Source organism: Muricauda sp. SCSIO 64092, from assembly GCF_023016285.1.
Classification (GTDB): Bacteria; Bacteroidota; Bacteroidia; order Flavobacteriales; family Flavobacteriaceae; genus Croceivirga.
Genome location: NZ_CP095413.1, coordinates 2,236,461 through 2,257,273, shown reverse-complemented (window position 1 = coordinate 2,257,273; position 20,813 = coordinate 2,236,461). Strand labels below are relative to the sequence as shown.

The 20,813-nt window shown below is 42.7% G+C and carries 20 protein-coding genes; 8 read left to right on the top strand and 12 right to left on the bottom strand.

The window, feature by feature from the left end; translation table 11 throughout:
• Nucleotides 1-3: 3 nt before the first annotated feature.
• The gene (locus tag L0P88_RS09400; RefSeq protein WP_158776401.1) at nt 4-672 is read right to left on the bottom strand and encodes a succinate dehydrogenase cytochrome b subunit; all 669 of its coding nucleotides are present in this window, start codon (nt 670-672) and stop codon (nt 4-6) included.
• 248 nt (nt 673-920) lie between these two features.
• Here L0P88_RS09400 and L0P88_RS09395 point away from each other — a divergent pair, with 248 nt between their 5' ends.
• Together L0P88_RS09395 and L0P88_RS09390 are read left to right on the top strand one after the other, a co-directional pair.
• Nucleotides 921-1,811 carry a RimK family alpha-L-glutamate ligase gene (locus L0P88_RS09395; RefSeq protein ID WP_247134333.1) on the top strand — a complete coding sequence of 297 codons (891 nt, stop codon included), beginning with the start codon at nt 921-923 and terminating at the stop codon, nt 1,809-1,811.
• Entirely contained in the window at nt 1,789-2,742 is a 954-nt protein-coding gene (locus tag L0P88_RS09390; protein ID WP_247134332.1) for a succinylglutamate desuccinylase/aspartoacylase family protein, read from the top strand. Before L0P88_RS09395 ends, L0P88_RS09390 begins: the two co-directional genes overlap by 23 nt.
• Here the strand turns inward: L0P88_RS09390 and L0P88_RS09385 are convergent.
• From L0P88_RS09385 to L0P88_RS09370, 4 genes are all read right to left on the bottom strand, one after another.
• A complete protein-coding gene (locus L0P88_RS09385; protein ID WP_247134331.1) occupies nt 2,727-3,182 on the bottom strand; it encodes a hypothetical protein in 456 nt (151 codons plus the stop codon). The two genes, L0P88_RS09390 and L0P88_RS09385, sit on opposite strands and share 16 nt — an antisense overlap.
• 199 nt (nt 3,183-3,381) lie before the next feature.
• Nucleotides 3,382-4,071, bottom strand: coding sequence for an outer membrane beta-barrel protein (locus L0P88_RS09380; protein WP_247134330.1), 690 nt, complete (start codon nt 4,069-4,071; stop codon nt 3,382-3,384).
• Nucleotides 4,072-4,168: 97 nt separating this feature from the next.
• Nucleotides 4,169-4,558 (bottom strand): DUF2721 domain-containing protein, encoded by a 390-nt coding sequence (locus tag L0P88_RS09375; protein WP_158776406.1) that lies wholly within the window; start codon nt 4,556-4,558, stop codon nt 4,169-4,171.
• On the bottom strand, nt 4,558-7,401 hold the full coding sequence (locus L0P88_RS09370) for a VPS10 domain-containing protein (RefSeq protein WP_247134329.1): 2,844 nt from the start codon (nt 7,399-7,401) through the stop codon (nt 4,558-4,560). Before L0P88_RS09370 ends, L0P88_RS09375 begins: the two co-directional genes overlap by 1 nt.
• 393 nt (nt 7,402-7,794) lie before the next feature.
• On the opposite strand from L0P88_RS09370, the gene L0P88_RS09365 reads away from it, so the two are divergent.
• The 3 genes from L0P88_RS09365 to L0P88_RS09355 all read left to right on the top strand — a co-directional run bounded on the left by L0P88_RS09365 (nt 7,795) and on the right by L0P88_RS09355 (nt 10,428).
• Nucleotides 7,795-8,622 (top strand): DUF547 domain-containing protein, encoded by an 828-nt coding sequence (locus L0P88_RS09365; protein ID WP_247134328.1) that lies wholly within the window; start codon nt 7,795-7,797, stop codon nt 8,620-8,622.
• Nucleotides 8,623-8,870: 248 nt separating this feature from the next.
• A complete protein-coding gene (locus tag L0P88_RS09360) occupies nt 8,871-10,163 on the top strand; it encodes an aminopeptidase P family protein (RefSeq protein ID WP_247134327.1) in 1,293 nt (430 codons plus the stop codon).
• 88 nt (nt 10,164-10,251) lie between these two features.
• Nucleotides 10,252-10,428, top strand: a complete 177-nt coding sequence (locus L0P88_RS09355; protein ID WP_247134326.1) for a hypothetical protein — start codon at nt 10,252-10,254, stop codon at nt 10,426-10,428.
• Between the two features lie 35 nt (nt 10,429-10,463).
• Here the strand turns inward: L0P88_RS09355 and L0P88_RS09350 are convergent, their stop codons facing one another.
• Complete coding sequence (locus tag L0P88_RS09350) at nt 10,464-10,934, bottom strand: hypothetical protein (protein WP_247134325.1); 471 nt, start codon at nt 10,932-10,934, stop codon at nt 10,464-10,466.
• Between the two features lie 274 nt (nt 10,935-11,208).
• Nucleotides 11,209-12,417 (bottom strand): hypothetical protein, encoded by a 1,209-nt coding sequence (locus L0P88_RS09345; protein WP_247134324.1) that lies wholly within the window; start codon nt 12,415-12,417, stop codon nt 11,209-11,211.
• Between the two features lie 341 nt (nt 12,418-12,758).
• Between L0P88_RS09345 and L0P88_RS09340 the strand changes: the two genes are divergently transcribed.
• Both L0P88_RS09340 and L0P88_RS09335 read left to right on the top strand, forming a co-directional pair.
• Nucleotides 12,759-13,679, top strand: coding sequence for a sensor histidine kinase (locus tag L0P88_RS09340; protein ID WP_247134323.1), 921 nt, complete (start codon nt 12,759-12,761; stop codon nt 13,677-13,679).
• Nucleotides 13,669-14,442 carry a LytR/AlgR family response regulator transcription factor gene (locus tag L0P88_RS09335; RefSeq protein ID WP_247134322.1) on the top strand — a complete coding sequence of 258 codons (774 nt, stop codon included), beginning with the start codon at nt 13,669-13,671 and terminating at the stop codon, nt 14,440-14,442. The genes L0P88_RS09340 and L0P88_RS09335 overlap by 11 nt, the downstream gene beginning before the upstream one ends.
• On the opposite strand, the gene brnQ is transcribed toward L0P88_RS09335, so the two are convergent.
• Nucleotides 14,433-15,707, bottom strand: coding sequence for a branched-chain amino acid transport system II carrier protein (gene brnQ, locus L0P88_RS09330; protein ID WP_247134321.1), 1,275 nt, complete (start codon nt 15,705-15,707; stop codon nt 14,433-14,435). The genes L0P88_RS09335 and brnQ overlap by 10 nt on opposite strands.
• 331 nt (nt 15,708-16,038) lie before the next feature.
• Between brnQ and L0P88_RS09325 the strand changes: the two genes are divergently transcribed.
• On the top strand, nt 16,039-17,061 hold the full coding sequence (locus L0P88_RS09325) for an acyloxyacyl hydrolase (protein ID WP_247134320.1): 1,023 nt from the start codon (nt 16,039-16,041) through the stop codon (nt 17,059-17,061).
• Nucleotides 17,062-17,301: 240 nt separating this feature from the next.
• Here the strand turns inward: L0P88_RS09325 and L0P88_RS09320 are convergent, their stop codons facing one another.
• The 4 genes from L0P88_RS09320 to L0P88_RS09305 all read right to left on the bottom strand — a co-directional run bounded on the left by L0P88_RS09320 (nt 17,302) and on the right by L0P88_RS09305 (nt 20,785).
• On the bottom strand, nt 17,302-17,784 hold the full coding sequence (locus tag L0P88_RS09320; RefSeq protein WP_247134319.1) for a nuclear transport factor 2 family protein: 483 nt from the start codon (nt 17,782-17,784) through the stop codon (nt 17,302-17,304).
• A gap of 85 nt (nt 17,785-17,869) precedes the next feature.
• Nucleotides 17,870-18,361 carry a MarR family winged helix-turn-helix transcriptional regulator gene (locus L0P88_RS09315; RefSeq protein ID WP_247134318.1) on the bottom strand — a complete coding sequence of 164 codons (492 nt, stop codon included), beginning with the start codon at nt 18,359-18,361 and terminating at the stop codon, nt 17,870-17,872.
• Between the two features lie 198 nt (nt 18,362-18,559).
• Nucleotides 18,560-19,882 (bottom strand): hypothetical protein, encoded by a 1,323-nt coding sequence (locus L0P88_RS09310; RefSeq protein ID WP_247134317.1) that lies wholly within the window; start codon nt 19,880-19,882, stop codon nt 18,560-18,562.
• A 15-nt stretch (nt 19,883-19,897) separates the two neighbouring features.
• Nucleotides 19,898-20,785: a DUF4625 domain-containing protein gene (locus L0P88_RS09305; RefSeq protein ID WP_247134316.1), complete on the bottom strand. Its 888-nt coding sequence runs from the start codon at nt 20,783-20,785 to the stop codon at nt 19,898-19,900.
• Nucleotides 20,786-20,813 lie beyond the last annotated feature (28 nt).

Genomic DNA, 20,813 nt, shown 5'->3' with positions numbered 1-20,813 from the left:
ATTCTAATGTGTTATTGGGTTAAGATGGTGGTAAATAGCGATAAAGGCAAAAGCTAAGGGAACCACCACGGCAAAAGCCTGAGCAAATTTTTTGATACCGGGGGTGTATTTGTTGTTTACGCCCATGGACTGGAAAGAGGATGCAAATCCGTGCCATAAGTGCAAACTTAAAAGCACAAAGGATATCACATAGAGTACGGTCCTCCAGATCGGGGCAAATTTTTCCACGGTCTCCGCATAATAACGAGTGGGATCTTCTGGATTGACCTCTACATATTTGTACGCCATTTCATGGATCCAGAAATCGTAAAAATGCAGTCCTAAAAAGGCGAGAACAACCAGACCGCTATAGATCATATTTCGGGATACCCAAGGTGCATTTGCACTTCCCTGGAACTTTACGTAACTGATGCCCCTTGCCCTTTTGTTTTGGATTTCCAGCACAAAACCCATCACAAAGTGTACGATCACTCCGGCGATAAGGATGGGCTGCATAAGAAACTGCACCAAAGGATTGTAACCCATAAAATGGGAAGCTTCATTAAAAAAATCGGGAGAAATCACCGAGGCCAGGTTGATGGTTACGTGGAGCACTAAAAATATGACCAAAAAAAGACCCGAAAGTGCCATCACATATTTTCGGGCCAGCGAAGATTTTATAAGTCCGCTCATTAGTTTAAGGTTTTCTACAAATTTACGGCAAGGTCAAGTTTTTAACAAGTTTCTAACAATCACCCAACCTTATTTAGAAGCGTTATAAGCAAGATTTGAAAGCGTTTGACGTTGCGGTGGATTTTTACAAAATATTGGGGGAAAGCTTAGACATTTTTTTTGTTCTTGGCGCATTTTAATTCTTGAAGTCTTTCATTAACTCTATTTTTTGACCGATATTGAAGCCTAACTTAATGGGTAACCGGCGAATGAATATTGCTATCCTCTCTGTAAGCCTTAATGTGCATTCTACAAGAAGAATAGTCCAAGAGGCTCAGCAACTGGGTCATTATGTGGAATTGATAGACCATACCAAGTGTTCCGTAAAACTTGGAGAGGGAAAGCCCAAGATTTTTATTGGGGAAGAGGATATTACCCATGAATTTGATGCCGTTATTCCCAGAATAGGGGCCAAGGTCACCAAACATGGTTCCGCCATTGTAAAGCAATTTGAAATGAACGGGGTTTTTAGTACGGCCCGTTCGTTGGGAATTACAAGGGCCAGAAACAAAGTACGCACCCTCCAGATTATGGCGCGAAAGGGAATTCCCATACCGGAGACCCTGTTCTCCATAAATCCCAACAACATTGAAGACCAGATTCGATTATTGGGCGGTCCTCCCGTGGTGATCAAACTTCAGGAGGGTACCCAAGGCCTTGGTGTAATTTTGGCGGAAAGTAAAAAATCGGCCAAGTCCATTATAGATACCTTTTACAAAATGGATACCAGTATACTGCTACAACAATATATTGAAGAGGCCAATGGTGAAGACATTCGGATCATTGTTGTGGGCAATAAGGTGGTTGCCGCAATGAAACGGAAGAGTGATCTGGACGAATTTCGTTCCAATGTACATAGAGGGGGGGACACGGAGGTCGCCCAGATTACCAAAAAGGAACAACATATTGCATTGGATGCTGCCAGATACTTGGGATTGGGTGTTGCCGGGGTAGACTTAATGCGGTCAAAAAAGGGCCCTGTTTTAATCGAGGTCAATGCGTCCCCTGGACTTAAGGGAATTGAGGGGGCCAGTGGGGTCAATGTCGCCAAACATATTGTTCAATTTGTGGAAAGGAATGCATTTCGAAGAAGAAAATAGGACCATAACCATCAATGGGGACTCCGTTGCGCCCGGGCAAAACAAACTGCTCAGGATAGAAATTGCCCGATTGCCCACCGGAACCTTAATCGATATCCCTGTTCATGTATTCAACGCCAAAAAGAAAGGACCAACGGTATTGCTACAGGCAGGGCTCCACGGGGATGAGATCAATGGCGTGGAGACCCTACGCCGAATGCTGGAAAATAGGGATTTAAACATTAGTAAGGGAGCGGCAATTGTAGTCCCCATCCTAAATGTTTTTGGCTTCATCCATTTTTCACGGGATGTTCCGGACGGTAAAGATGTAAACCGAAGCTTTCCCGGCACCAAAACGGGATCACTGGCCAGTAGGATTGCCTATCATTATACTCAGGAGATTTTACCTCAAATCGATTTTGGATTGGATCTGCATACGGGTGGGGGCCAGCGCCATAATTTTCCCCAAATGCGCTATACCGAAGGGGATGAAATGAGTTTAAAGTTGGCCATGCTGTTCAATGCCCCGTTCGCTTTCGCTTCCAACCTTATTTCAGGTTCGTTCAGAAAGGCTGCCCATAAACTCGGGAAACCCATTGCCGTGTATGAAGCTGGGGAAAGCATGCGTTTTGATGAAAGTGCCATTGAGATTGGCATCAAGGGGATTAAAAATGTACTGTTCGGATTGGAGATGTTGTCGGACAAACCCGAACAAATCCAATCCATTTCATTGGAATACCGAAAATGGTTGCGAGCGCCCTGGGCAGGGATGTTCATACCGGAAATCAAGAATGGAAAACGAATGAAAAAGGGACAGTTATTGGGTATGGTAACGGACACCTATGCCAAAAAACACAAAAAAATAAAAGCCCCGTTTGATGGCCATGTCATCTGTATCAATCACCAGGCCGTGGTAAATCAAGGTGATGCCTTATTTCATGTGGGAAGATAATTGTTGCGTTTTGCCGCCGTTTTTTTATGGTGCATTTCACTCTTCTTAAGGCTCCACTCAATGGCCTTTTCCAAATCGGTAAATTTTTTGATGGAGTTTTTGAAGAACATCCGTTCCATAACAAGACTGGCAAAACTGCCTTTGGTATTTCCCACGACCGAATAAAAGACAAGTTGGTTCCGATTTTTGTAAAACTTTGACCAGTCCGTGGGAACTACATGGTAGGCGTTTACCCTATTGGAGATGTAGGCAATGGGCATATCTTCACCAAATACCTCCCTGGCAGCATTGATTGCCTTTTGCGCCATATCCCACCCGAAGGTTATTCCCTCATTGATTTCGGAAATGACGAGGCCATCAAAAAAGTAGAATGTACCAAATTGATATTCCCTTATCTCCTTGATATTTTTAAAAAAGGGAATATCTTTTACCCTTTTCATGACAAAAAGTATTAGTTGAGTTGGAGCTTTAAAAGTAACAATAATTCTAAAATTTTACAGTAAGAATTGGTAAGGCCATGGTAAGGAAAAATCTTATTTTACCTGTTCACAATACAATTTTGCAGAGTAAGAAATACTCCCTTTTTGCCAGTGGTGTAAGGTTTTTTCCAAAAAGAATCGGTTTGTGGCCCCTTAACCCCTATTGGTCATCCACACGTTGTTTGGTCGATTTCCCCAGATAAATGGAAAAGCCAAGCCTTAGACTAAAAGCACTCACTATGGAACGTAAGTTGCTGTCATTGTTATCCGTGGGCTTAACCTGGGAATTTAAATAAACCAATAGTGCATCAAAACTGACATGATCTCCCAAGGAAACCGCTAATCCTGCACCGCCACCAAATGAAAATAGATTTGAACTAAATTCCAAATCCCCACCATCAACCGGATTCGCTCCTTCATCAGTATTGGTGCTCCTTCCAAAGGATAACCCGCCCTCAATGATCGGTCTTATTTTTTCACCCTTAAAATAATAGCGGATAAATGGACCACCAGTATATTGATTGATTTTGGTTTCACTACTACCAAAGCCTTGAAATCCTGGATTTTCAAAACGTAAGAACGAATAGGTCAGTTCTAAACCTACGGCCAAATCGTTCGTGATGAAATAACCAAGTCTCGGGGATAGGTTAAAGCTAAAACTATTGGTGCCATCCGACTCAAAATCATCGGCCTTGATTTTTGAACTGGAAAAAGATAGACCGGTATCTCCTCCATTGTTGCCCAAGGCAGAGGAAATGGCGATTAGGGTTCTTCCTTTTTCTGTTTGTGCAAATAAATGATTTGAGACAAAGAATAATGTGGCCGCAATAAAAAAAACAGCTTTTTTCATGGTATTCAGTTTAGGATTGATTCGTTAAAAATACTACTCAACGCCCATACAATGGTCATAAGGGCATTAAGTTTAAATTAAGTCCGGACAATACCGCCTAGCTTTCCATCTTTTTTAGCTGAATACCAAGGGCCTTGGTGGATAACTGCACTTCAATAAGGGACAGGACCAGGGACATCATTAATAAAATCAAACTAATTCCAAAAATGATGTTGGCGAAGACATTCATTTCCACATAGATTAAAAACATGGAAATTGCAGCCAATAAAAAGCTTCCTATGGCAGTGGCCTGCATGTTCTTAATGATATTGAGACGTTTTCGAAGCGATTCTATTTGACGCTTTAAAGGACTGTCCTGCGTTTCCTCAAATTGCTTGTGTAACTGCCGAATCAATGCCGCAATGGCCAAATAACGTGCGTTGTAGGCAAGCATGGTCAAGGAGACCGCGGGAAATAATAAGGCCGGAATGGTAAGGGTAAGTTGCATTATTCAATTTTAAATTCCACTTTTTCGGTGGCTCCGTTGCCAGAAAGTTCGATGATGTATTCACCTTTGGGCAAATAGGTCTTTCCATTTTTTGCCGCTGTCAACTTGGTCTTATTCTTTCTCAAAAAAGCCTTTTTGCCTTCTTTGCTAAAGGCAACATCATAGGACAATAGGTTCAGACCCTTATCCGCAGTCAACTCGGTTGAGCCCACTTCAATTCCATCCACGGTTTTGATGGAAGCGGAAGTATTTCCGGCCTTGGACGTATAAAAGGCAATATCCAGACCTGGGATGTTGGGTTCTACCCAAGTACTCCAACTATTGCCCCATCCTTTGGAATGTTTTATGTCCCCAACTTCAAAGACCGCCAAGGGTTTTGAAAGGGCTTCCGTGGTCATTTGTTGCAGGGAACGGATGTCTGCCTTGTAAATACTGCGTCCGTGCGTACCCACCAACAAATGCTTGGCTTTCGGTTGTATGACCAGATCATGAACCGCAACATTGGGCATTCCATTTTGGAACAACTCCCAAGATTCACCCCTATTAAAGGAAACATAAAGTCCGTTGTCCGTGCCAACAAACAAGAGGTCCTGATTGCTTGGATCTTCAACCAGGGCATTTACGGGGGAAATTGGAATTCCCTTTGAAATGGCTTTCCAGGTTTTTCCATAGTCCTCACTAAGGTACACGTAGGTCGTGAAATCATCCCAGCGATATCCGTTTAATGTGGCGTAAACCCGTTCTTTTTTGTGGGCACTGGCGACCACCTCGCTGACCCATAGGTCTTTGGGAAAGGCACCGGAAATGTTCTCCCAACTTCCTCCGCCATTTTTGGAAATATGCAGCAATCCATCGTCGCTCCCAACATACAACAATCCAAACTGAAACGGGGATTCCGAAATGGTGGTTAGGGTGCCATAGGCCACGTTGCCTTTTTTGCCCCCTTGCGTTAGATCCTTGGAAATGGTTTCCCAGTCATCACCTTGATTCATGGATCGGTGCAATTTGTTTCCCCCCAAATAGAGAATGTCCTGATTGTGGCTGGACAAGAGGATCGGGGTTTGCCAGTTGAAGCGATAAGGGGCTTCCCCCAACTCATGTTTGGGCTGTATCCGGGTATTCTTTTTGGTGGCCAGATCCAAACGGAAGTAATTCCCAAATTGAAAACCCGTGTAGACGGTATTGGCATTTCTGCTATCGATTTGGACCTGCATTCCATCGCCCCCCAATATCCGTTGCCAAGGGTTCTTTCCGGTTCCATGCCATGCGTTATTGTTCGTGCTGTTGTGGGCTCCCATCCAAACCCCATTGTCCTGCAATCCTCCATAGACATTATAAGGTTCTTTATTATCTACATTGATGGCATAAAACTGACCTACATTGGGAGAGTTGTTTTTCATCCAGACCGCACCGTCATTATAGGTAATGTTCACCCCGCCATCATTCCCATTGATCAGGTGCCCCGGTTTTTTGGGATTGATCCAAAGGGAGTGGTGGTCCACATGGACATTTTCCTTGCCAATGGAAGTAAAGGTGTTTCCCCCATCCTCGGAAAGCAGTAAAGGAACTCCGGCCAGATAGATTTTGTCCTTGTCTGAAGGGTCCACCCTAATCTGCGCAAAGTAGTAACCATAGCTATAAAACAGATCATCTATGTAATCCTCGTTCATTTTTTTCCACGTTTTCCCAGCATCATCACTTCTATAGACCTCGGCACCAATTACGGGAGTATCGAATAATTGGGAATTGGCATTTTCCAAATACGTGGCCAAATCAATGGGCGCAACAGCACCATCGCGTACCATGTTCTTTACATTCTCAGCACGATATTTCTCCTGAAAATTGTTCGTCTTTAAAAAAGCATTCAGTTTTTTATTTTCCAGGGCCAGGAAGGTTTCAATGGACATGGTTTTAAAATCTTCCTTGGTCAGGTCATCCTTACGGGTTTCTTTTTCCTTTTTTGGAAGCCTACGGCCCTGATTGTCAAGTACGGCATAAACTGTTGTATCATCAAAAACGGCCAAACCTATTCTACCTACGCCTTCCCCGGTAGGGAAACCACTGTTCACCGTGCTGATCAAGGTCCAGCTTTCCCCACCATCAGTGCTTTTGTAAATGCCGGAACCTTCGCCATTTCCCAAAAAGTTCCATGCCTTTCTATCCTTTTGCCAAGCTGCAGCGTATTGGATGTTGAAATTATTGGGGGCATGCGCTACATCAATAATGCCTGTTTCATCGTTTATGAAAAGTGTTTTTTTCCAGGTTTGTCCACCATCAGCGGTTTTATAAATGCCACGTTCCCCATTTGTGGAATAGAGCCGTCCGGAAGCCCCAACGACCACTTCATTTGGATTATTGGGATTAACCAGTATTCTACCAATATGCTGGGAATCGTGCAAGCCCATATTTTCCCAATTTTTTCCGTTATCGGCGGATTTTAAAATCCCAATTCCTGCATAACTCGAACGGGAAGCATTGTTTTCCCCTGTTCCTACCCATATGGTATTGCTTTTCCAATCCACTGCAATGTCTCCAATGTTTTGGGTATCACTGTTATCCAGTAATGGGGTAAAAGAGATTCCATTATCCTTGGTCAGCCAAAGACCGCCGGAGGCATAGGCCACATAAAATTCTGTGGGATCCATGGGATTGACGTCCAAATCCACCACACGGCCACTCATTACGGCAGGACCAATATTTTGTAAAGGGAGGTTTTTGACCAAAGAGTTTTTGGCCATCTGCGACTTTTGTTGCAGTGCCTCAATTATGGATTCTTTAGATGTTGGTGTGGACTGGGCAAAACAGATGCCGGCGGATAGGAGAAAAACAAAGAAAAGTTTCATTAAAGGACCATTTAAGTTTGGATTTGGAAGGTATGAAGAAGGAAGCAACAGGACAAATTGTGCGAATTATCACAGAAACTGAGAAAAACGAAATAAATTTGTTAAAATCTTGTAAAAATGGTTATTAAATAGTTTATTTATTGCGCTTTTAGAGCCAAGCTTTAAAAGTCGTTCTCATTCATAGGACGTTAGCGATGCAATAACCAACAAACTATTGCGAAAAAGTGAGACTTAAAAGGAGCCTTTTGGCTCCTTTTTTTATGCTTTCTTTGATAGGGCTTTACAATAGCTAAGCAGAAATTTTTATAAGGAAAACAGGAATTCTGAAATCCATGTAATCCGTATTTCATTTTTACGTCAAAGCATATAGGAAAACCCCCAATAGTAGTGAGCATGAAATTAACAACACTGGTTTATAGCCTTCTTATTTTTATTTCACATACAAACAACATACCCAGGAACACGCATGATGACCCCAGGAAGGTTGAAAGTACCCTAACCCTAATGGAAAACGTACCCTTGTCCCACAAAAACACTGTTGTGGAACTAGGGAAAGAAGGTGTACAGAGCAAAGCCCCATCCCACAGTGCTTGGGATGAATTGCTCCAAAAATATGTGGATGATGCGGGCAATGTGAATTATAAAGGTTTTAGGAACAGTGCTGCAAAACTTAATGCTTACTTGGACGCACTTGCCCAAAATAGCCCGGCCACGGCTTGGTCCAAGGACGAGAAGTTGGCCTATTACATCAATTTATACAATGCGGCCACAGTGAAGTTGATTCTGGACAATTACCCCACCAACAGTATCAAGGACATTAAAAAGCCCTGGGGGAAGGATATTGTTAAGATTGGGAACGATTTGGTTTCTTTGGGCCATATAGAGCACAAAGTACTTCGTAAAATGGATGAACCTAGAATTCATTTTGCCATTAATTGTGCTTCATACTCCTGTCCCAAATTGGTCAATAGGGCATTTACGGCTTCGGCAATGGAACGTCAATTGGAGGCCGCCACCAAAGGTTTTATAAATGATCCGACCCGCAATCAGTTTCGTGCCAATGAGGCCAAACTGTCCGAAATATTTAAATGGTATAAAGGCGATTTTACCGATAACGGAACACTTTTGGAATACATCAACGGGTATTTAAGCACCCCTCTCACGGTTGCTACCAAAATCAAATACTTACCCTACAATTGGAGTTTAAACGGGAAGAACTAAGGTTCCCACTTGGCCGTTTGTTGTGAGAAGTTCATGGGCATGGGTTTTTGAAAGACCCTACCGGAGGAGATTGGTTTTCATCCCTTCCGACCCGAAGAGATCGAAACCCGAAATCTTGGAATGCCCGATACATCATTTTTAAGGATAAGATTAGTTTGAATTTTCATTGTGTTCTGGGCAGGATGAAAAAACAGTTCTTACATTTACGGAATAGGACAGTAAACCCATTTGACTGAAATACCAATCCAATGAAATACAAACAAATCAGCAACCAACTTTTTATAAAGAACCGTAAAAAGTTTATCGATCAAATGAGGCCCAAAAGTATTGCGGTCTTTAATTCAAACGATATTTATCCTGTAAGTGCGGATAGTACCTTACCTTTTAAACAACATCGGGACATATTTTATCTGAGCGGAGCAGATCAGGAAGAGACCATTTTGGTATTGTTTCCAGATGCCATGGATAAAAAGCACCGTGAAATCCTTTTTGTACGGGAGACCAATGCACATATTGCTGTTTGGGAAGGGGCCAAATTGACCAAGGAACAAGCTACTGGGGTTTCGGGAATTGAAACCGTGTATTGGTTAACTGATTTTGACAAGGTCTTTTTTGATCTGATGACGGAAGCCGATACCGTTTATTTCAATACCAATGAGCATTATCGCCAGGCCGTGGAAACCCAAACACGGGAGGACCGTTTTATTGAAAAATGCAAGAAAGATTTTCCCGCGCACCAATGGGCTAAGAGCAATCCGATCCTGCAACAAATTCGTGGGGTAAAGGAACCGGAGGAAATTGCAGTGATGCAGGAAGCCTGCAATATCACCGAAAAGGGGTTCCGAAGGATTTTAGGGTTTACCAAACCCGGGGTTTGGGAATATGAAATGGAAGCGGAGTACTTGCACGAGTTCGTTCGAAATCGCTCCAGGGGCTTTGCCTATACGCCAATCATTGCAGGGGGGAACAATGCCAATGTGTTGCACTACATTGAGAACAACCAACAGGTGAAGGATGGCGATTTGATTTTGATGGACGTAGGGGCGGAGTATGCCAATTATTCCAGTGACATGACCCGTACCATCCCGGCCAATGGACGATTTACCGACAGACAGAAAGAAGTGTACAGCGCCGTACTTCGGGTAAAAAATGAAGCCACCCAATTATTGGTGCCCGGAACCATTTGGGCAGAATATCACAAGGAAGTGGGCAAAATTATGACCTCGGAATTATTGGGTCTGGGTCTATTGGATAAAGCCGATGTTCAAAACGAAAAGAAGGATTGGCCCGCCTACAAAAAGTATTTTATGCATGGGACCAGCCATCATATTGGATTGGACACCCATGATTATGGCGCATTGAAAACTCCAATGAAACCCAATATGGTATTTACCGTGGAACCGGGCATCTATATTCCGGATGAAGGCTTTGGCATTCGCTTGGAGGACGATGTGGTCATCCAGAAAACGGGGGAGCCGTTTAACTTGATGAAAAACATCCCGATTGAAGTTGAGGAAATCGAGGAATTGATGAATAGTTAATGGTTGATAGTAAATGGTTGTTCGTTGGGGGTTACAGGCGTCATTTCGAACCGACCTGTGGGAGTGTGAGAAATCTAAATTTTCACCAATGAATGCAATAATGTTTTTTATACAACAACCCAATATTGAAAAAAAGATGGAGGAAGCCCCTGACAGTGCTTACGAAATAGGCGTGGTCATTGGGTCGTATTTGCCCTTTGTGGTTTTGGTTATTATTGCCTATATAATTTATAACTACAATAAAAAACGAAGGGACTCTGAATAAATGGCCGTTATGTTATTTTTTCATTCTTTACTATTCTACCAGTCAGCTTGGTATTGAAGGTTTTTTTCCAACAATGGTTTTCTTAAATAAATGTGTTTGGATTTTTCAAACTTTCGTATTGCTTTATTGTAACTGTGAACAAAAAGTGTATCTGCCACCACCTTTATTTTATTGGTTTTTTTACCCATTTTATACCAAGGGTTTATTGGTGAAATGACACCAATAAAAAAGTCTCCCTTTTCAGTGTAGGACACCCCTCTATATCCACTGATTTTTGGGTCTAAATCTCCTGTATAATCTCCTGGGACAATAAAAATGTTTACGTTTCCATTCCCGTAAAATCGAATACAGCTTTTAAATTCATCGATTTCTCGTTTCCACAATTTTCCGTCATAGTCTTGGTAATATTCTTGCACATAGACAGATTTCAAATCGACTCCCTGAGGAGGCTTTACTTTAAATCTTTTTCTGAAGTTTTCATCAAAATAGTTTTTTTCCTGTGGCACCTTGGTCACGCCATCCGCCAAAAGTCTGGTATCCACTGTTGAGCATGAAGTGATAATAAAGAATAGAATAAGAGCCCTTACCATGATGTAAATTTATTAGCGGTCCCACATTGAAGATACCGTAAAACAGGATGATTGAATGCTTTGAAAATGAGATTTTTGAATCTATTCCCCTAGCTGCCGAGAGTTTGTATCCCCCGGTATTCAAAATTACCTAAAAACAAAGCTGCAAATGGCTCATACGACAATGAACACTAAAACATTTTGGAATGGATCATTCCGTCCCACTGTTTTTCTGAAACGGTTCCAGTGCTTCCGCATTATTTACCAGGACCAGAACATCAAAATTGAAAATGAATGTTTTGAGGCTTTCGGAAAAAAGGCTTCCATAGGACTTTTCACGAAGGGGTTCCAAGTGAACAACGGTAAATTTTTTGTCAAAGTCAACCGCTAGCTCCTGTAATTCCTTGGGCAATTGTTCGGTGTTGTCAAACTTGCGTACGGGATTTTCAACAAAGGGATTGCCTTCCAGGACCGTTCCATTCATTCCGGCCACCATAAAATGCAGGGACCGCATATTGTTGAAAATGGCAAGTTCCGATAGGTAATTGGAGACGTCATAAATGTTGGTCATGCTTAGTCCCCTGGTGGCGTGGGTGGCCCCAAGTTTAAGAACAACCTTAGGTGTTGGATCGGTTTTAAGGGCTTCCTTGTAATACGTATTGAAGTTGGATTTCATCAATTGCCCCCGAACTTCGTTGTTCCAGTAATAGCGTTTGGAAGCAAAGTGCCCATAGATTTCCCTGGTTTTTTTTAATTGGTACAAAATCTCGGCTTCCCTGGGGTTAGGACGGGTGGCAAGCAAACTCTCATGGAGTGCATCCGTATAGGAATACATGAACATATCGCCGAAAGACTTGCTTGTAAACGATTCCTTGAAAGCTATTTTTGCCTTGTCCTTCAGTTCATCCGTCATTTTTTTTAACGCAGGGTTGGTCGTGTTTTTTGAAAGATGATCCAAATTCAACCGGAATTGGGCCATAAATGTTTGGTCAATCCCCCAAATGGTTCCGCCTTTGGAAACCACATTGGTAAATAGGTCGTAATCCGATGCATTATTGTAAAAAGGTATGGCCAAAGGGAATTTTTGATAAAGCGCATTGGCCAATTTCAGGGGTTCTTTTGATGAGGCCATTTGTTGGATCTTCCTAGCGGCCAAGGCATCCGTTTCAATACAGAGCGTACGGAAACCATCGTTATGGACAAGGTCAAAAATGACATTGGTAAAAATGCCCACCTCTTTAATACCGTGTTGTTCGCCTATGAAAACAAATTGTGTGTCTTGACTGACCTCCTTGATGAATCCAACAAATTTTTCATCCCCCAAACTGTCCACTTGAAAAATGTTGTCCATAAGGGAAGTGTCCGATTGTGCAATCATCACATTTGTAAAGAGCAATAGGGATAAAAAGCGCAGTAACATTGATAATCCTTTGCCTCCAAAGGTAGACGTCCAAACAGGGATTGGCGTTGCCGATTTCACGAAACCCAAAATTACGGGGATGAAAACCCAAATGGCATGTACAAACCCTAATTTCAGTAGGACAAAGCCTCGAAAAACGTGGCTTTCCCAGAAAAATGCGAACTTTAAATACCAACGAATGGCTACATTTAATCCAGATATGAGCTAATGTACCCCTTATGGAGGAGCAGCAACTAAAATGGTATGCAAGGCTTTCAATTGCCTTGGCGGTATCGTCAATTCTGTTTTTGATGGTATGGATTTTTTCCCAGTTTAGGGAGCCGCCGGGGTTTAATATTTTGATGAATAGCTTGCTGGTATTCATGGCCTTTGTTTGTTTGGAAAGTATCCGGTTCACACAGCTGGGATTAGTAAAGTGGAATGTTGGTGGTGTCCCATTGGCTAAGGACGCCCTGACTTTTGTTGTCCCTGTTTTTGTGGGAACCTTGGTATATTCCGTATTGTTCTACTTTTTTAAATGGTTGGATCACTACGTATTGGGTAGTGAGCCTCCATTATTACCGCATATGATCTCGGCCCTTTTAATCGGGTTGATCCTTTCCCTGATTTTTGGACTTATCCTCTGGCTGGTGACCTGGAAAGATTCCTATTATCGGGCACTCCTTAGGAATGAAGCCTACAAAACGGGAATTGTAAAAGCAAACCTTCAGACCCTTCGTAACCAGCTGGACCCTCATTTTTTGTTCAATAATTTCAATACCATTTACTATTTGGTGGATGAAAATCCCGATATGGCCAAAAAGGTTCTGAAAAATGTGTCCAATATCTATCGCCATATTTTAAAACATTCCAAAGAGGACCTTATTCCCGTAAGGGAAGAGTACAAGGTGACCATGCAATATCTAGAAGTGCTAAAAGAGCGTTTTGGCAACGCATTTCAATTGGAGGACAGGGTGGAGAAGGACCATTTGAAAGGGAAACATGTTCCGCCTTTGGTGCTGCACGAGTTGGTGGAGAACGTCATCAAGCACAATCAAATTGATGCTGAAAATAGGATTGTTTTACAACTTTTGTCCAGTGAAGGGTACCTGACCCTCTCCAACAATCTAAACCCTAAAAAGGTGGAACACAGCACAAAAAGCGGATTACAAAATATCCTGGCCAGGTACGACCTTTTAACCGAATCCAAAGTAGTGGTGGAAAAGAAGGAAGATTGTTTTTGCGTAAAGGTTCCTTTAATTGCAATGGACCATGAAAGCTAACATCATCATTATTGAGGATGAACCTAAGGCACAGAAACATTTGGAGAACCTTTTGGAATTGTCCGGCTTTGGGATTGTAGTGGATGCATGTTTGCCAAGTGTGGAAGCAACTGTTGGGTGGTTAAAGGAAAATGCCCATCCTGACCTGGTATTTATGGATATCCATTTATCCGATGGTATTTCCTTTGACATTATGGAAAAAACGGGCCTTGAGGCGCCTATTATTTTTACAACTGCCTATGATGAGTACGCCATACGTGCCTTTAAGACCACGGGAATTGACTATTTGCTCAAACCTTTGACGGTAAAGGAGGTCAACCAGGCGTTGACCAAGTTTTTCAGAACAAGGGAGAAGTACCTCAACGATTGGATGGCGAAAAGCATTGAATTGAAACACCATTTTCAAAACGACATTTCAATAAACAGGAAAGATCGTTTCTTGTTGAAGTCAGGGAAAGAACTATTGCCGTTTCATATTGATGACATTGCCTATTTCTTTAGAAGTGAAATTGTTTTTGCCAAAACCTATGAAGGTTCCCAGTTTTCGATCAATACCTCTTTGAACCATTTGCAAACCCTTGTTGACCCAAATCAATTCGTTCGATTAAATCGGCAACTTTTAACGAACATTGGTTCCGTTTCAAAAATAAAACCGGGCAGAGCAGGCCAATTGGTGGTGGAACTAAAACCCCAATACCATGAGACCGTTATCGTGAGCCAGGAACGCGCGGGTTGGCTAAAAAAGCTTTTGGGTCACATTTGACCCTTCTCAAGGAGGCGAACCATGCAGAAAGCACCTAGTGCAGGAAGCACCCAACCCATATGAAAGCCGCTCAAAGGAATCCACTGGGTCAAATGGGACAGCGACCCTCCCAAGCCCACACTTCCCAAGAAATCGGGGATGCTAAAAACCAATGTTACTGCAACCACCCATTGAAAAACCTTTTTGGAGGCCCATTTTTTGGGAAGTAGATTTAAGAAAATGAGCACTATGGTCACTGGATACATGAACATTAATGCAGGAAGTGCAACTGCGATAATGTACCCTACATTGAACTGTCCCATCACCACACCCAAAAGACATCCAATAATTGCAGTAAATACATAGGCTCGCTGGGAATCGTTGAACCGGCCCTTTACAAAATCGGCCGTTCCGGTTACAATACCAACCGCAGTGGTAAAGCAGGCCAGGCTTACCAGGACACTTAAAAATAAGGTGGCCGCATTTCCCAGTGTGGTTAAGCTAATGCCGGTCAAAAGTTCTGTCCGGGAAATGTGCTTTCCAAATTCATCGGCCATCAATGCTCCGGTAAGAATTAGACCGGCATAGACCAAAAAAAGCCCTAAACCGGCGTATATACCGGCCCTACCGATCAATTGTTTTTTTTGGTCAAAATCCAATTCCTTGTGTTTTAGGTTTACCGAAATAATGATTACCCCGCCCACGACTACGGCACCAATGGCATCAAAAGTTTGGTAACCTTCCAAAATACCGTGGGTAAAAGGGTTTGGAAACTCCGATTCCCCAAAGGAAAAGTCAAATCCCATAATGGCGGTAACAATGATTGCCAAAAGAATGAGCAATATGCCCGGAGTCAAAAACTTTCCGATGAGGTTTAGGATTTTGGAGCGGTTCAGAACAAAAAGAAGCACAAGGGCAAAATAGACAAAGCTGGTCAACCATGGGGAAGTCTCAAAAATGGGAACAATGGCCATTTCATGGGTAACGGATGCCGTTCTGGGTGAGGGCAAGCTTATGGAAATGGCATAAATTAAATAGCAATAGACCAAGCTAAATGTTGGGGAGACCCCTTTGGCAATATCAAACAATGTGCCTTGCAATCGGGCATGCGCAAGAATACCCAAAATGGGGATGGCAACGGCAGAAAGGGTAAAACCAAGGGTTACCCAAATCCACATATGGTCCGCCTTAAACCCAAGTTGGGGGGGCAAGATAAGGTTACCGGCACCAAAAAACAGGGAAAACAGGGCAAATGCAATGACAAAAAGTTGTTTTTTATTTTCCATAGGTTTTAGGACATCAAGGTTCCAAACGCAGTATTGGTATGCCAAATCTAAACACTGCGCACGAGTCTTTGGAAAATGGGCTTACTTTTTTAGGGAAAGGGATTAATTGTAATTCGTTGTCGAGTGGAAAATACGGTCCGTGGTTGCCTTTTTACACCTTCTTTTCTAAAATTTAACAATAACACAAGACAAAATGTGGTGCGAGCTACCACAATTGGTGCAAATTTTGATGCTTAAGTAGTATTTTTTAACGGTGAAAAATCTTACGGTAATCCTATTCGCTTTTCTTTGCTTAGGCCCTAGGTTGTATGCTCAAAAAGATACCACTTTTGTGGAAAGTAAACCTGTATTGCTCGGCATTAGTGCTGATTATGGTTTTTTACTCAAACACTCGGAATCACTTCGCCAAATAGATGATTCCTACCCACTCGGTATCCGATTGGATGTCAGTAAACTACTACTCACCAGAAAGTCATGGGAGTTTTGTAATTGTTATCCAAGAATTGGGGTCAGCCTTGCGTATTGGAATTGGGATAATGCTGAGGTTTTGGGAAGTGGCATAGTTCCCTTGGCCTATCTGGAACCGTATTTCCTCACCCAAAAACGAACCAATTTATTTGTTCGGATGGGTTTGGGCGGCGCCTATTTGACCAATCCTTTTGATGAGGTGACCAATCCAAGAAATCAGTCGTATAGTACCGCCCTTGCTTTTTCCATTGTATTGGGGGCGGGGCTCAATTACCGAATTACCGATAAACTGAATTTTCGGTTGGCGGCCAAATATAGCCATATCTCCAATGGGGGTGTCAGCTCGCCCAACAAAGGCCTCAATTTTCCCACTTTGAGTATTGGGGTCAACACCAGTCTTGTGCCGATTACCTATCCAAACCTTCCAAGGATTTCCAAGCGAAAGCCCCCAGAGGATAGGACACGGTTGTCCCTTGTACATTTTTCGGGTCTAAGCAATGCCACGGTTGGGGAGCGGGATAGATTTTACGTTTTTGGGTTTTCGGGAAACTATAGCCGGTGGGTAGGCGGCCGGAGTGCCCTTACCATTGGAACCGAATGGGCAGTGGACTTTTCAAGAAGGGAGCAAATTAAGTTGGAGGACGCCGATGCCGCATTTCCTCAAGCAGCACTATTGGTGGGCCATGAATTTTGGTTGGGAAGAATAACGTTTAGCCAGCAATTGGGAATCTATTATTTCAATCAGTTTCGCACAACGGACGATGTGTATCAGCGTTATGGACTTACCTATAGTTTTAACAAGCGTTTATTTGCCGGTTTTAACCTAAAGGCACATCGACATGTTGCTGATTTTTTTGACCTAAGAATAGGCTATGTTTTTAAATGATAACACGTTTTTTAACATCCAATCGCCAACTGGATTTAGTGGTGTACCATTTGTATGGGGAAGTATTTATGGGCCTTATTAAGCACCAAATATTTTTCGGAAAGAAGTAAAGCAAAGTCCATCACAAGAAGTTTTTAAGTCCCCTGAAATGTTTGATCGAAGAACAACCCAATAATGAAAAAACGGTCTGGCGTATTGACCAAACCGTTGTTTTGAAGTGTCAATTTACGACTGGACTTCCTATTCCTTTTTGTAATCATGGGCATCTTCACCGTCGTTGGCGTTTCCAATTCCCACGAAATCTCCGACACCGTTGATATACCCAGCATATTCCCTTATATGCCTTGCCTTTCCATTTTCAATAACAAAGAGCATTAACAACTGATTGCCATAGGACTTCCCTTCTATGGTTCCGTGCGTCCAGCACTCGAAACCCACTTCATTCCCATTGGCAATGATGTTCTTCAATTCCCATGTTGTCCTGGTTACTCCAGCATGGTGCTTGAACAATTTTTCCATGGAAGCCCTGTCCCTATGAAGGCCTTGAAATCCGTCCACTGGAGCGAACCAGGTCAAATCTTCATGTAAGAGTTCCAAGAAGGGGTCCCATTCACCCGTTTGGGCACCTTGGTTGAGCCGATTGTAGAGCTCTAGACCAGTGGACAAAGCTTCTTCATTTACCGTTTTGGGCTTAAATTTGTTGTAATTCATTCGTGTTTTCATATGATGTTGATTTTAAAATATGTTCCTGTAATTATAATGTTTCATATTACAACTGTTGTTTTTTACAACACTTTGTTTAAAATTTTTAATGTTCTAGATTGCGTTTGATCATTTGCAGTTTTTTGATAAGATCGTCTATCTCGTCTTTGGTAAAACCTTTGTAAGCAATTTCAAAGGCCTCTTCCAGTGCATTGATGATAATGGGTCTGCTCTCTTTTGTAAAATTGGAAAGACAGATAAGTTTTGTTCGTCTGCTATCAGGATCGTTCCTTCGTTGGACAAGACCGGAATCTTCCAGTTCATCTAGTACGCGGGAAGTTTTTGGCCTATCGTAACCGAACCATTCCGCAATGGTCTGCTGCGGTACGGCATCCTGTATGAAAAGTCTATTGATTATTGGGAACAATTCCACTTTTATTGGGACATTTCTGATATCGAACTGACGTTGCAACTCTTTTTTCAACAAACCAAAAATAGAACCCGTCAACATTCCTATTGAGGTACTTTTGTCATAACGAATCCTATTGTTGTTGTCCATAACTGTTGTAAACGTACAACAATTAATTCGATTGCTCAATGTTATACAGCTGGGCTCTCAAAAAAAATTGGAAATACCATAAGCAAACCAATTTTTACTTGGAACCAAATACCATACGTCGAAACCACGTTAATTTAATCACGATCGAATCAAGGGAACCAAGCATGGATACTACAAAATCGGCCTGGGCAACTTAGCGCCCAGGCCGATTTTTTTATGCTCTGGATGGGTAGGTTATCAGTGATTGTGGTCTCCGTGTTGCTCCCCTTCTATGGAAAAACCGTTCTTCACAATACTTTGCACAGGCGTATCCAACTCAATGGTGTGCACATGTTTAAGCTCATCAATCTCAAGTACTTTGATCTGCGTTCGGTTCGGTGCCAATACATAAAGAAACTTATCGGAGCAGATTAGCACAGGGCTTTCTTGCTCCTGCTCTTGTTGTAACTGAGCCATTTCTGAGTTTGCAGATTTGGCAGTGGTGATAGGAGAATCGGGAATATCGGCCATCTCTACCACTCTTTCAGTAATCAGGTCGCTCGTATTAGCATCATAAACCCTGATTCTGCCGTCATCCGTATGCAGTAAATAAAACTCCCCATTAAAGCTGAACATATCATTTTCCACATTTCCTCCTTCATACAAAAGGGACATGCTCTTCTGTTCGGGATTTATAGTGTAAATGCCAAGATTACTTGCCCTACCATAAAACAATTCACTATTTTCATGACTTTTTAACGTACCAATCCAAAAGCCCCTTTCATTTCGAAGGCTATCGTCACTATTGGGTATCAGATCAATATTGTCTTGATTGTCTACAACTATGACGCCATCGGTAGAACCAAAGGCCCCGTAGCTGCCATTATTGGCACTGCCGTGGATTCTTCCTACCACTACACCCCCGTTATCATCGATGACAGTGCCATCACTGGTCACATATTTAACCATCTGGGGTAAACGCTCGTCGTCAGGAGCCGTATCACTTTGGAATGTTACGGCAAATTTGCCACTGTCCAATCTGATTCCTACGCCATGGTGTCCCACTGTATTTTCTAATCGCATGGTCATTGGCGTGTAAGCAGGCAATTCCAGTTGTTCTTCCTCCACATAGGTAATAGAGCCGTCTCCATCATTGAAGATTACTATATTTCCGTTCACGCTTGTATAGTGTACAGGGACAGAGGTTTGCAGGGTCAAATCTAACCAGCGCACCTGATTTTGGTGACCGTGATCTACATGGTTGACCACACCAGTGTCAAAAAACCTCGTTTCGTTGGCACCTGTATTGATTACGGTGAGGTACCTACCTGAGTTGCTACTGTAGTAACGCGAGCCTTGAGGTAGGCCCGTGTCCACAAAGCCAATAATTTCTTCACTCGCGGCTTGCATCGTTTCGATCTTATCTTCCTGAAGTAAGGTAAGCCGCACCCATTCGTCTTCGAGCTCCGCAAAAGAAACCGGGTCATCATCGACAATGGGTGCAGAGTCGTCATCGCTACAAGCTATAAAACTGGCCATAGCCAAAAAAAAGAGGGATAGTTTAAAAATTGATTGTTTCATGTTGTTCATTTTTACTTAATTATTAAATTGGGTTACTGAAATATTTCCATTGGTGTCCTCGGCCCAAACAACGAGTTTGTTCCCCTGTAGTACTTCGAAAAAATCCTGATCGTTCGCAAAAAGCTGTGCCATATCCAGCTCTTGGGCATTGGGTAGCTCATCACCCTGATTGGGACGGAACTGGTGTGGCCAATTGGATTGCCCCCAAAGCCGTTCCTCAAGGATCTCCCCCTCCTGATCTGGATGCTCTGTGTTCGGTTCCTGGACATAGATCCACAGGAAGGTGATATCAGAGGAGGCCGCATGATCCATGTTCCTATAAATACGTCCGGAAATGCTGCCTTCCGCAATATTCAGGGTAGTTATTTCTGCCTGAGGGGCGTAGGGTTTGTTGATGTATACCGTAGTATGGTAAATGGTATCGTCCCCATACGTGGTCTGGTTGCCCTCTGCGTCCGTGGCCTGGATGGAAAAATGATAAGGCCCGGCGAGAAATAGCTCATCCTCTTCAATCTCCGGATTGCGCTCATCCAAATAAATGTTCGAACTATAGGTAAACCTTTTGGGATTTTCCATGCTTTCTGCACGGATCACATGGTTATGGTTGAACAGTTTAAATTTTGGATTGCGAGCCGAAATCGACTTTCCATGGGTGTGGCCATCAAAACCACTGTGCGCTTCCATTAGGACTTCCTGGATGCCGGTAGCATCCTGTACTACAAATGCCACGGGAATTTGTCCATTATCCGGGGAAGTATTGTAAAAATATTCCGGTTGGATGTTCCCTCCCGCATTGGCTGAAATAATGGGAGCCTCCAAATCTACCGCGTCCTCGTCATCCTCTCCGAGACAAGAGGAGAACAGGACTAAAAAGCTTAATGGGATACATAGGTGTTTTCTCATTTGTTATGGATATTAAATTCAACATTGT